The 12,389-nt window shown below is 70.1% G+C and carries 10 protein-coding genes; 7 read left to right on the top strand and 3 right to left on the bottom strand.

What is annotated here, in order from left to right; all coding sequences use genetic code 11:
* Window positions 1-196: 196 nt before the first annotated feature.
* Together NUW50_RS14350 and NUW50_RS14345 are read right to left on the bottom strand one after the other, a co-directional pair.
* Window positions 197-1,405, bottom strand: a complete 1,209-nt coding sequence (locus NUW50_RS14350) for a DegT/DnrJ/EryC1/StrS family aminotransferase (RefSeq protein WP_258289819.1) — start codon at window positions 1,403-1,405, stop codon at window positions 197-199.
* Between the two features lie 47 nt (window positions 1,406-1,452).
* Entirely contained in the window at window positions 1,453-2,127 is a 675-nt protein-coding gene (locus NUW50_RS14345; RefSeq protein WP_258289818.1) for an HAD-IA family hydrolase, read from the bottom strand.
* A gap of 136 nt (window positions 2,128-2,263) precedes the next feature.
* Between NUW50_RS14345 and glmU the strand changes: the two genes are divergently transcribed.
* The 7 genes from glmU to NUW50_RS14310 all read left to right on the top strand — a co-directional run bounded on the left by glmU (window position 2,264) and on the right by NUW50_RS14310 (window position 9,636).
* Entirely contained in the window at window positions 2,264-3,613 is a 1,350-nt protein-coding gene (glmU, locus tag NUW50_RS14340; RefSeq protein WP_258289817.1) for a bifunctional UDP-N-acetylglucosamine diphosphorylase/glucosamine-1-phosphate N-acetyltransferase GlmU, read from the top strand.
* A gap of 4 nt (window positions 3,614-3,617) precedes the next feature.
* A complete protein-coding gene (gene glmS, locus NUW50_RS14335; RefSeq protein ID WP_258289816.1) occupies window positions 3,618-5,444 on the top strand; it encodes a glutamine--fructose-6-phosphate transaminase (isomerizing) in 1,827 nt (608 codons plus the stop codon).
* The gene (locus tag NUW50_RS14330; RefSeq protein ID WP_258289815.1) at window positions 5,441-6,139 is read left to right on the top strand and encodes a DNA alkylation repair protein; all 699 of its coding nucleotides are present in this window, start codon (window positions 5,441-5,443) and stop codon (window positions 6,137-6,139) included. Before glmS ends, NUW50_RS14330 begins: the two co-directional genes overlap by 4 nt.
* A gap of 109 nt (window positions 6,140-6,248) precedes the next feature.
* Window positions 6,249-7,391 carry an acyl-CoA dehydrogenase family protein gene (locus tag NUW50_RS14325; RefSeq protein WP_258289814.1) on the top strand — a complete coding sequence of 381 codons (1,143 nt, stop codon included), beginning with the start codon at window positions 6,249-6,251 and terminating at the stop codon, window positions 7,389-7,391.
* Entirely contained in the window at window positions 7,388-8,416 is a 1,029-nt protein-coding gene (locus tag NUW50_RS14320) for an enoyl-CoA hydratase/isomerase family protein (protein WP_258289813.1), read from the top strand. Before NUW50_RS14325 ends, NUW50_RS14320 begins: the two co-directional genes overlap by 4 nt.
* Window positions 8,417-8,438: 22 nt before the next feature.
* Complete coding sequence (gene mmsB, locus NUW50_RS14315) at window positions 8,439-9,314, top strand: 3-hydroxyisobutyrate dehydrogenase (RefSeq protein ID WP_338001365.1); 876 nt, start codon at window positions 8,439-8,441, stop codon at window positions 9,312-9,314.
* Window positions 9,315-9,429: 115 nt separating this feature from the next.
* Window positions 9,430-9,636 carry a YgaP family membrane protein gene (locus NUW50_RS14310; protein WP_258289812.1) on the top strand — a complete coding sequence of 69 codons (207 nt, stop codon included), beginning with the start codon at window positions 9,430-9,432 and terminating at the stop codon, window positions 9,634-9,636.
* A 98-nt stretch (window positions 9,637-9,734) separates the two neighbouring features.
* On the opposite strand, the gene NUW50_RS21395 is transcribed toward NUW50_RS14310, so the two are convergent.
* Complete coding sequence (locus tag NUW50_RS21395; protein ID WP_275982127.1) at window positions 9,735-12,287, bottom strand: divergent polysaccharide deacteylase family protein; 2,553 nt, start codon at window positions 12,285-12,287, stop codon at window positions 9,735-9,737.
* Window positions 12,288-12,389 lie beyond the last annotated feature (102 nt).

The raw sequence follows: 12,389 nt of genomic DNA, 5'->3' as shown, positions 1-12,389 counted from the left end.
GCTCCCTGTCGTGTTGATAAGCGATGGCTTCCGCCACCTGCCCCGGACGTTCGCGCGACGGATCCGGGGGCTTTGTGCCCCCTTTTCAACCGGCGCGCATATGGCCGTCAAGAGGACCCGAAACGGCGGAAAAAGACCAGCCCCTCCGCGCGGGATTTCGCATCGGTCAGGGCCGGGCCGGACGGTCGGCGCGGCCTCACTCGGCCGCCTGCCTCTGGTACACCGCCGAGACCTCGGCGCGGATGATGGCCCCGATCTGGGCGCAGTCCTCCAGGCTGAAGGTCAACGGCAGCCGCATGTCGATCAGCCCGGCCAGCACCGCATCGCTTTCGGGCATCGGCGGAAACTCGGCATAGCGCCAGCTGGCATAGGTCGAGGTGAAGCCCGCCGGTTCCGGGGCGCCGAACCATTTCAGCTCGACCCCCCGCGCCGCGCAGCGCGCCAGCACCGCCTGCACATCCTCGGCACGCCATCCCGGCAGCAGGGCCTGGATCGACGAGCCGACAAAGGCCTCGGCCGGCGGCCGCTCGATCACGGTCAGCCCCGGCGTGCCGCGCAGGACCTCCTCGACAACCCTGTAACGCTCGTTCCAGCGGTCGCACTGGCGCTGCAGGTCGGCCAGCTGAGGGCGCAGGATCGCGGCCCGCAGATGGTCCATCCGGCCCGAGACATTCGGTGTGGTGTATTTCACCCGCTCGAAGACCTCGGGCCCCGGTGCCGCCAGATGGCTGCCATAGAGCATGTAGCTTCCCGACAGGATCACCGCCCGGGCGAAGGCCTCGGCATCGTCCGAGATCAGCAACCCGCCCTCGCCCGAGTTCAGATGCTTGTAGGTCTGGGTCGAGAAACAGCCGAAGCGTCCGAACCGGCCCGAGGGAACCCCGTCCCAGCTGGCCCCCATCGTGTGGGCGCAATCCTCGATCACCGTCACCCCCGCGGCATCGCAGAGCGCCATCAGCGCCCGCATGTCGGCCAGATGCCCGCGCATGTGGCTCAGCAGCAGGCAACGCGCGCCCGAGGCGTCGATCTTCCGCGCCAGGTCATCCAGGTCGATCACCAGCCCCGGCGTCACCCCGACCAGCACCGGCTCGGCCCCGAGCGCCGCGATGGCGCCCGGCACCGGCGCCAGGGTGAAGGCATTGGTCAGCACCCGGTCGCCCGGCCCGACCCCGCAGGCCCGCAGCGCCGCGCCCAGGGCATAGCCGCCCGAGGCCACCGCCAGGCAGTATTTCGCACCCAGCTTCGCGGCGAACTCCTGCTCCAGAAGCGCGACCTCGCCGGCCTCGCCCGGCACCAGGTTGTAGCGATGCAGCCGGCCCGAGCGCAGCACCGCCACCGCGGCCTCGATCGCCGCCTCGGGGATCGGTTCCTGCTGGGTGAAATTGCCGGTGAAACGGTCCTGCATCGCGGTTCTCCTGCCCTATGCTGCGGCGGCGTGTCGGCGCCGTCAACTCACCCGATCAGCCCGGCCACGACAGCCCCCAGATCCTCGAAACGGTGCAGCAGCGCCTCGGGCCGCAGCTCGGCCACCGACTCGCCCAGCGGCCCGAAGGTCACCAGCACCGCCGCAATCCCCGCCGCCGCCGCCGTGTTGCGGTCGGTATCGGTGTCGCCGATGATCACCGCCCGCCCCGGATCGCCCCCGGCCCGCAGCACCGCCTGCCGCAGGGGTTCGGGATCGGGCTTTCTGACCGGCAGCGTATCGGCGCCGATATGGCTGTCGAACAGATCCCGCAGGCCCAGCCGGGTCAGCAGCAGCTCCGACAGCCGCTCGGGCTTGTTGGTGCAGATGCCGGTCGCATAGCCCGCGTGGCGCAGCCTCCGAACCGCCGCTTCCGCCCCGTCGAAAGGCCGCGAGGTGGCGTCGATCACCGCTTCGTAGTGGCGAATGAAGTTCGGGAACTCCCGGTCCACCGTCGACTCGTCCCAGTCCAGATCGGCCCGGCCCAGCCCTTCGCGCAGCATCGCCCGGCCGCCGCGCAGCGCCGTGGCCGCATCGGCCTCGGCATCCAGGACCGCCCCCAGACCGAGGGCCTCGAAACAGGCATTGGCCCCGGCGATCAGGTCGCGCGACGTATCGACCAGCGTGCCGTCGAGATCGAATATCACCGTCTTTCGTAGCGTCATATGGTGTAACCCATCCTGCCCCTGTAGGTTGCCGGCCTGTAATCTGACGTAAGCTTTCTTGATCCCGCCCCGGCTAGGCGGCCCCGTCCGAAGCCGATAGAACGCACGAAACCAGAAGAAAAGCAAAAGAGCAGCCATGTCCCTCGCCCTCATCGTTCTTGCCGCAGGCCAAGGCAGCCGGATGAATTCGGATCTGCCCAAGGTCCTGCACCCGCTCGGCGGCGTGCCGCTGTTCGTCCATGCGCTGGCCGCCGGCCAGGCGCTGCAGCCCGAACACACCGTGCTCGTCACCGGCCATGGCGCCGAAGCGGTCGAGGATGCCGCGCTCCGGATCGACCCCGACATCGTGCTGGTCCGCCAGGACGAGCAGCTGGGCACCGGCCATGCCGTCCTGCAGGCCCGCGCCGCGCTGGCCGGGTTCGAGGGCGATGTCGTGGTGCTCTATGCCGACACCCCCTTCGTGACGCCCGAAACGCTCGACCGGATGGTCGCGGCCCGGACCCAGAGCGATGTGGTGGTGCTGGGCTTCGAGGCGCCGGACTCGGCCCGTTACGGGCGGTTGATGATGGATGGAGAGCGGCTGGAACGGATCGTCGAATGGAAGGATGCAACGGATGAAGAACGCCTTGTAACCTTCTGTAATTCCGGCATGAAGATGGCCAAGGCATCGGTCATGTTCGACCTGCTCTCCGAGGTCGGCAACCAGAACGCGGCCGGGGAATACTATCTCACCGACATCGTCGGGATCGCCAATGCCCGGGGTCTGGCCTGCACCGCCGTCGCCTGCGACGAGGCCGAGGTTCTGGGGATCAACACCCGCGCCGAACTGGCCCGCGCCGAAGGGCTGTTCCAGGCCCGTGCCAGGGCCGCGGCGATCGAGAACGGGGTGACGCTGATTTCCCCCGAGACAGTGCATTTCGCCCGGGATACGGTGATCGGCCGCGACGCGGTGATCGACCCCTTCGTGGTCTTCGGTCCCGCGGTTACGGTCGAATCCGGCGCCCATATCCGCAGTTTTTCGCATCTGGAAAACGCCCATGTCGGCGCCGGGGCGGTGATCGGCCCCTATGCCCGCCTGCGGCCGGGGGCCGAGGTCGGGGACAAGGCCCATGTCGGCAATTTCGTCGAGATCAAGAACGCCACGCTCGGCACCGGCGCCAAGGTCAATCATCTCAGCTACATCGGCGACGCGGCCGTCGGCGAGGCGACGAACATCGGCGCCGGGACGATCACCTGCAACTACGACGGGGTCTTCAAGCATCGCACCACGATCGGCGCCCGGGCCTTTGTCGGCTCGAACACCATGTTCGTGGCGCCGGTGACCATGGGCGACGAGGCGATGACCGCCACCGGCACCGTGGTGACGCAGGACATCGCGCCGGGCGACATGGCGATCGGCCGGGCCCGCCAGGAGGCCAAGCCTGGGCTGGCGCGCAGGCTGATGGATCGTCTGAAGGCGGCCCGAAAGGCACGTGAAGAGGGTTAGGTAAATGTGCGGAATTGTTGGGGTTCTCGGAAATCACGAGGCTGCGCCGCTGCTGGTCGAGGCGCTGAAGCGGCTGGAATATCGCGGCTATGACAGCGCCGGGATCGCGACGCTGGACGATGCCGGCGCGCTGGACCGGCGTCGGGCGGTGGGCAAGCTGGTCAACCTCTCGGACCTTCTGGTGCACGAGCCGTTGCAGGGCCGGGCCGGGATCGGCCACACCCGCTGGGCCACCCACGGCGCCCCGACCGAATCCAATGCCCATCCGCATCGCGCCGGGCCGGTCGCTCTGGTGCATAACGGGATCGTCGAGAACTTCCGCGAACTGCGCGCCGATCTGGCGTCCAGGGGCTATGCGACGCAGACCGAGACCGACACCGAGACCGTCGCCCTGCTCTGCCAAAGCTTTATGGATCAAGGTCTTGCCCCGCGCGATGCCGCCGAACAGACCATCGCCCGACTGACCGGCGCCTTTGCGCTCTGCTTCCTCTTCGCGGGCGAGGACGACCTTCTGATCGCCGCCCGCAAGGGGGCGCCGCTGGCCATCGGCCATGGCGAGGGCGAGGTCTTCGTGGGCTCCGACGCCATCGCGCTGGCGCCGATGACCGACAAGATCACCTATCTGGAAGACGGCGACCGGGCGGTGCTGACCCGCAACTCGGTCGAGATTCACGACGCTCAGGGGCAACTGGCCAATCGGGCCGTGCGGACCATCCAGATCGACACTGCCCGGGTCGAGAAGGCCGGGCACAAGCATTTCATGGCCAAGGAGATCATGGAGCAGCCGGTGGTCATCGGCCAGGCGATGACGGCCTATCTGGATGCTGCCGGGACTGCTGTAACTTTGCCTGATACCGGATTGAACTTTCAGGACTTTGACCGGATCACCATGGTCGCCTGCGGAACCGCCTACTACGCCTGCCTGACGGCGAAATACTGGTTCGAACAGATCGCCGGCCTGCCGGTCGAGGTCGATGTGGCCAGCGAGTTCCGCTATCGCGAGCCACCTGTCACCCCGCGCACCCTGGCGATTTTCGTCAGCCAGTCGGGTGAAACCGCCGACACCCTGGCCGCCCTGCGCTACATGACCGGAAAGGCCGCGAAGATCGCCGCCGTGGTGAATGTCCCGGAAAGCTCGATCGGGCGCGAAAGCGACCTGGTGCTGCCGATCCATGCCGGGGCCGAGATCGGGGTCGCCTCGACCAAGGCCTTCACCTGTCAGCTGACCGTATTGGTGCTGCTGGCGCTCAAGGCGGGCCGTGACCTCGGCCGGCTCGACGCCCCGACCCTGGCCGACCGGCTGTCCGACCTGCGGGCGCTGCCCGGGCTGATCAACCTGGCGCTGGACGCGCAGCCGACGATCCGGGCCGTGGCGCGGCAATTGTCCGAGGCCCGCGACGTGCTGTTCCTGGGCCGTGGCGCGATCTATCCTCTGGCCCTGGAAGGCGCGTTGAAACTCAAGGAAATCAGCTACATCCACGCCGAAGGTTATGCATCCGGAGAGCTGAAGCACGGTCCCATTGCCCTGGTCGACAAGGTGACGCCGGTGGTGGTTCTGGCACCGCGCGACGCCTTGTTCGAAAAGACCGTCTCGAACATGCAGGAGGTGATGGCCCGCGGCGGCAAGCTGCTGCTGATCACCGATGCCGAAGGCGCGGAGATCGCCGGCGAGGGCGTCTGGCAGACCATCGTCATGCCCGATGTCCCCGCCTTCCTGGCGCCGATCCTCTATGCGATCCCGGCGCAGTTGCTGGCCTATCACGCCGCCGTCGCCAAGGGCACGGATGTCGATCAGCCGCGCAACCTAGCCAAATCGGTCACGGTGGAATGACCGTGGCCGGACTGGTCCTGACCCCGGAAGAGGCGCTCGACCAGATGGCCGCCCTGGGCGACACCGAACGGGCCCGCGGAATGGAGGCCTATCACAAGGTTGCCCGCCCCTATCTGGGGATCGCGATGCCCGATCTCAACGCGCTGACCCAGGGCTGGCGGCGCGAGATGACGGTGCCGGACCGGGTGGCCCTGGCCCGGGGGCTCTGGAGCACCAATGTGTTCGAGGCCCGGGTCGGAGCGGCGAAGCTGCTGACCCAGGCCAGGATGACGCCGGATATCGAGGTCTGGCGGCAGATTGCCGATTGGGTGGCCGAGTTCGACAGCTGGGCGATCGCCGACCACACCGCAAGCGCCGGCGGGCGGCGGCTGCTGGCCGATCCGACGCGGCTTGACGAGGTCGAGACCTGGCTGGCCCGCGATCACCTCTGGTCGCGGCGGGCGGCATTGGTGATGACCCTGCCCTGGGCCAAGCTGCCCAATCCCAAGCCCGCCGAACTGGACGCCCGCGAGCGTATTCTCGGCTGGGCCGCCGGGCTGGTCGCGGACCGCAACTGGTTCATCCAGAAGGCCGTGGCCTGGTGGCTGCGCGACCTGTCCAAACATGCGCCCGACCGGGTCCGGGCCTTTCTCGACCGCCACGGTGCCGGCATGAAGGGCTTTGCCCGCAAGGAAGCCGGGAAACATCTGAAATAGTGCGCCCCGCTCGGCGCTTCGCCCGGCCCTGCGACCCGCTGGACGCTTGCCGCCAGCCGGTGAAGCTCTACACTCGGCTTCGGATGTAGGCCGGCACGGGGAGGCCAGGATGGATTTCGCGCTATCGGCAGAGCAGGAGGCGATCCGCGACATGGCGCGGGATTTCGGCGCCGAACGGATCGCGCCGCATGCCCGCGACTGGGAACAGAAGGGCGAGATACCCAAGGACTTCTGGCCCGAGGTCGGCGCCCTCGGCTTTGGCGGGCTCTACGTCTCGGAAGATTCGGGCGGTGCGGGCCTGTCGCGCATGGATGCGGTGCTGGTCTTCGAGTCGCTCTCGCATGCCTGCCCGGCGGTGGCGGCCTTCCTCTCGATCCACAACATGTGCGCGGCGATGATCGACCGCTATGGCAGCGACGAGTTGAAGGCCCGCTGGCTGCCCGAGGCAGTCCCGATGGCCAAGGTGCTGTCCTACTGCCTGACCGAGCCGGGATCGGGGTCGGACGCGGCGGCGCTGACCACGCGGGCCGAGCGGACCGGTGACGGCTGGGCGCTGAGCGGCAGCAAGGCGTTCATATCCGGCGGCGGCTATTCCGACGCCTATCTGGTGATGGCCCGCTCGGGCGGCGCCGGCCCCAGGGGCATCTCGGCCTTCCTGCTGGCCGATGGCACCGAAGGGCTGAGTTTCGGCGGGCTGGAAGACAAGATGGGCTGGCGGGCACAGCCGACCCGGGCGGTGCAGATGGACGGCTGCATTGTTCCGGCGGGCGATCTTCTGGGCGAGGAAGGGCGCGGCTTCAGCTATGCCATGGCCGGGCTCGACGGCGGGCGGCTGAACATCGCCGCCTGTTCGCTGGGCGCGGCGCAGGGGGCGCTGGAGGCGACGCTGGCCTATATGGCCGAACGCAAGGCCTTCGGGCAGCGGCTCGACGAATTCCAGGCGCTGCAATTCCGGCTGGCCGACATGGAGATCGAGCTGCAGGCGGCGCGGGTGTTTCTCTACCAGGCGGCGTGGAAGCTGGACCAGCAGGCGCCCGATGCCTCCAAGCATTGCGCGATGGCGAAGAAATTCGTCACCGAGGCCGGCAGCCGGGTGGTCGATCAATGCCTGCAGCTGCACGGCGGCTATGGCTATCTGGCCGATTACGGGATCGAGAAGCTGGTGCGCGACCTGCGGGTGCATCAGATACTGGAAGGGACGAACGAGATCATGCGGGTGATCGTCGCCCGGCATCTGTTGGCGGACACATGAGCGGAGTCCGGATTGCACGGCGCGGCGCGGTCGGCCGGATCACCCTGACCCGGCCCGAGGCGCTGAACGCGCTGACCCACGAGATGACGCGGCAGATCGACGCGGCGGTGCGCGACTGGGCCGGGGATGACTCGGTCGCGATGCTGGTGTTCGACGCCGAGGGCGAGCGGGCCTTCTGTTCCGGCGGCGATATCGAGGGCATCTACCACGCGATGCGCGACGGGCGCCCGGAAGAGCCGCGCCGGTTCTGGGCCGACGAATACCGGCTGAACCACTACCTCTTTCACTATCCGAAACCCGTCGCCGCCTTCCTGCAGGGCTTCACCATGGGCGGCGGGGTCGGGATCGGCTGCCACGGCTCGCACCGGATCGTGGGCGAAAGCAGCCGGATCGCGATGCCGGAATGCGGCATCGGGCTGGTCCCCGATGTCGGCGGCAGCCTGCTGCTGGCCCGGGCGCCGGGGCGGCTCGGCGAATACCTGGGCCTGACCGGGGCGCGGATGGGCGCCGGCGACGCGATCCACGCCGGCTTCGCCGATTACCTGCTGGACGAAAGCGCCTGGCCGGCGCTGATTGCCCGGCTGGAAGAGACCGGCGACCCGGGCGAGATCGACCGCGCCGCGGTGCCTCCGCCGCTGTCCTCCATGGCGCTGAGCCAGGACCTGATCGACCTGGTCTTCTCTGCCGCGACGGTCCCCGAGATCGTCGAAGGGCTGGGCAAATGGGATGGCGAGCTGCCGGCTTCGGCGCTCAAGGCCATCGCCCGCGCCGCGCCGCTGTCGCTGGCCTCGGCCTTGCAGATGATCCGCAACGCAAGGGATGCGGACGACATCGGCTTTGCGCTGAAGCAGGAGTATCGCTTTACCTATCGCGCCGCCGAGGGGCCGGACTTCCCCGAAGGCATCCGCGCCCAGATCATCGACCGCGACCGCAATCCACGCTGGCAGCACGCGCCGGGCGGCGTGACCGAGGCCGAGGTGGCGGCGATGCTGGCGCCCCTGGGGAAACAGGAACTGGAATTGTGAGCGGCATTCGGGAGGACATGAGATGAAGATCGGATTTATCGGCCTGGGCAACATGGGCGCGCCGATGGCGGCCAACCTGGCCGAGGCCGGGCATCAGGTGATGGGCTATGACACGCTGGCGCCCTGCCCCGAGGATGTCTCGGCCGCGGGCTCGGCGGCAGAGGCGGCGAAAGGTGCCGAGGTGGTGATCTGCATGCTGCCCAATGGCGAGATCCTGCGGAAGGTCGCGGCGCAGGTGATCCCGGCCATGGAGCCGGGCGCGGTGCTCTGCGATTGCTCGACCGTCGATGTGGATTCGGCGCGGGCGGTGGCGGCGCAGGCTGCCGAGGCCGGGCTCGGCTGGCTCGACGCGCCGGTCTCGGGCGGCACGGGCGGCGCCGCAGCGGGGACGCTGACCTTCATGGTCGGCGGCTCGGACAGGGATTTCGCCCGGGTCGCGCCGCTGTTCGATGTGATGGGCCGCAAGGCCGTGCATTGCGGCGAGGCGGGAGCCGGACAGGCGGCGAAGATCTGCAACAACATGATCCTGGGGGTGACGATGATCGCCACCTGCGAAGCCTTTGCCCTGGCCGACAAGCTTGGCCTGGCCCGTGACAAGATGTTCGACGTGGTCTCGACCTCCTCGGGCTCGTCCTGGTCGATGAATGCCTATTGCCCGGCGCCGGGGATCGGCCCGCATTCACCCGCCGACAACGGCTACAAGCCCGGTTTCGCCGCCGACCTGATGCTGAAGGACCTGACCCTGGCACAGATGGCGGCCGAGGCTGCCGATGCCGACACGCCACTGGGCACCCAGGCGCGCGAACTCTACCGCCGCTTCGTCGAGGACGAGGACGGCAGCGGCCGGGATTTCTCGGCCATGCTGCCAAGGTTCGAGTCGCGCGGGCGCGACTCCTAGCCCCGGCCTTCTTGCCGCCTTGGTGACCTAGTCACCGTCGGCGGCGGACCGGATGGGGTAGATTACCCTCATCAAGTGCCGTCCCTCGGGGATCGGCCATCATGAGGAGTGCGAGATGTTCAAGATCAATGAAGGAAGCACCGACCGGATCCTGCGGGTTCTGGTGGGGCTGGTGATGCTGGGTCTCTATTTCTTCGGCCCGGCCTGGTCGATGAGCTGGCTGCTGCTGATCGGCGTGGTGCCGCTGCTGACCGGGCTGCTCGGGACCTGCCCGCTCTATTCGCTGATGGGCATTTCGACCTGCCCGATGAAGAAGAACTGACCGCAGCCGGGCCCGGCCGCACGGCGCCGGGCCATCGGCGCGACGACTGATCCGCACGCCATGCGACGGGCTGCCGTTCGGCGGCCCGTCTGGCCTGGCTACTCCCCTTTCAGCACCACCGATACCGGCGTCAGGACGATCGTTGCGGCACGCGGCGAGGTGCTCCACGCCGCAAGGGCCGCAAGGGTCTCGGGCCGCAGATGCCCGACAAGCACCACGCCCCCCGTCTGCCCGGCCCGGAACGCCGCCTGATCGGCAAGGCGCCGGATCGCGGCCTCGGACTGGCTCTTGTCGTCGATCACCCGATAGACCTCGGCGGCGGGCAGCCCCTCTCTGGCGGCGATCTTGCTGGCCGAGTTCAGCCCGGATTGATAGCTGACCAGACCGTGGCCGGACCGGCCCAGGCTGGCGACGAGCTGCTCGATCTGCGGACGGCCCGGCTGCAGCCCGCCCGGCACCGCCTCGATCACCGCGACGGTCTCGGGCAGCGCGGTCAGGTAGCCGTCGATCGCCACCGCCACATCCGTCGGTTCGGCCCCGGCAGGCAGCGGCGCCATGGCCAGCACTTCCTGCCCCGCGGCACGATAGGCGCGCATCAGATCGGCCGCATCGGCGCGGGTCGCGTCAATGGCGATCGACACCGGGAAGGGCAGCGCCTGCAGCGTCGCGGGATCCATCGGAGAGGCGCCATCGTCGATCAGCACCACCGCCAGCCGGGGCCGGGAATCGGTGCCGTCGAAGGGCCGCGCAAAGCGGTCGAGCGCCGGGCCCTGCCCCGCGTCCTCTGCCACGACAGCGGCCGCATCCGGTTCCGGCGCCGGCTCGGCCGGGGTCTCGCCGAGGGTCGGCAGACGGCCCACCCGCTTGCCCGGCATCCGGCTGCCCGGCGTCACCGGCCCGGCGCCTTCGCTCTGCAGCGGCAGGACCGGGGTCGGCTCCCGCGGTTCGACCAGCGCCGGTTCCGGCGCCACCGGGGCGGGATCGATGCCCGGGGTCGCCACCACGGCCGGGGCCGCGCCCGGCTCGGGCGGGCTGTCATTCCCGACCGGCGCCGTCCCGGGCGGCAGCAGCGGCTGCGGGGCCGGGCCGGGTTCGGGCGAGACGCCCGGCGGCGGCGGAGCGGCAGGCGGTTCGGCGGTCTCGGGCGCCGGTTCCGGCGCCATGGCCGGGGTGTCGGCTTTCGGGGCGGTTCCGGCCTGCGGCGGCGCCGTTTCGGCGCCCGGCTGCGGCCCGGCATCGGCGACCTCGGCCGGCGCGACGGGCGGATCGACGGGCTCCGAGGCGATCACCGGCGCATCGGCAGGCGGCTGCGGCAGGGGGTCGGGGGCCGAGTCGGCACTGGCCACGCGATCCGGCGCCGGGGCGGCGGGGGCCGGCGGTGCGGCACCGGGCGCCAGGGCGGCCAGGTCGCCGCCGGGCATCGCCGGTGCGCCGGTCCCCGGATCGGGCGCGGCCAGGTCGGGCGCCTCGGCCACCGGCTGAGCCGCGGGCGGCGCGGCGGGCGGTGCTTCGGCGGGCATCGGGTCGATCTCGGCTTCGGCGGTCTGCGGGAGCGCGGGAACCTGGGCCTGCGGCATCACCGGCGGCGCGACGGGCGGCATGGCACCGGGCAGAGCCGCAACCTCGGGCGCCGCGGCCAGATCCGGCCCCTCGGGCATACCCGCACCGATCGCGGGCCGGCCCGCCGGCGTGGCATCGGCAAGCTCGGGGTCCCTTGTCGTGGCGGCATAGGGCTTGACCGGCCGGTCGCGCGGCCCCGCGGCCGGATCGCCCCCCGGCAGATCGGCCACCGCATCGCCCGGCGCCTCGGCCCCTGGCGGCAGTTCGACCTGATCGGCCACCGTCGGTCCCGGCGCGCCCGGGGCTTCGGCCGCATCGGCAACTTCGGGCACAGGGGCCTCATCGGCGGGTGCCTCGGCAACCGGTTCTTCGGTCGCGGGTGCTTCGGCAGCCGGTTCTTCGGCCGCAGGCGGATCGGCAGCCGGCATCTCCGGGGCAGGCGCTTCCGCGGCGGGCAGATCGGCCGCCGGGGCTTCGGCAGAGGTTTCGGCCTCCGGGCTCTCCCGGCCCGCCATCCCGGGAACCACCGCCTTCGGCGCCGGAGTTTCGGGCGCCGGGACCACCGGAGCGGGTGTTTCCGCGACCGGGGGCTCCAGCGCCGCGATTTCGGTCGCAGGCCCCTCGGGCCTCTCGGCGGCATCGGGGGACTCGCCGGCCGGCGGTTCCGGCGCCACCACGGGCGAAGGTGCCTCGGGTGCCGGGGTTTGCCCGGCCGGCGTCTCGGCGGCGGGGGCCTCGGCCGGATCGTCTTCGGCCTGCGGGCCCGGTGTCACGGGCGCGACCGGAGCCACGGGCTGCTCCGCCTCCGGCTGATCCGGCACAGGCGCGTCAGCTTCCGCGATCGCGGCGGCCGGCGGCTCGGGCGCGGCTTCGGGCAGGACCGGAGAGTCGGGTTCGGGCCCGGCCGGAGGGGCTGCGGCCACCGGCGGCGCGGCGTCCTGCGGCGTTTCGTCAGATGTCACCGGGGCGCCGGTCAGCGCGGCGACATCATCCTGTGTCAGCGGCTGCGGCGCGATCAGCGAAACCACGGTGATCATCAATCCGATGACGATAATCCCCCAGGCCACGCCCTTGATGATCTCGCGTCCCATGGCCCGAATGCCCTTTCCCTCATCATTGCGCGTCTTGCCCGGGCTTGACCCCCGGGTGGCGCTTCCCGCATGTATAGCCCGACACGGGGCGCTCTTCACCCC

The organism is Frigidibacter sp. ROC022 (assembly GCF_024723735.1).
In the GTDB taxonomy this organism is placed as follows: Bacteria; Pseudomonadota; Alphaproteobacteria; order Rhodobacterales; family Rhodobacteraceae; genus SLM-1.
This window is presented reverse-complemented; position numbering and strand designations above follow the sequence as displayed.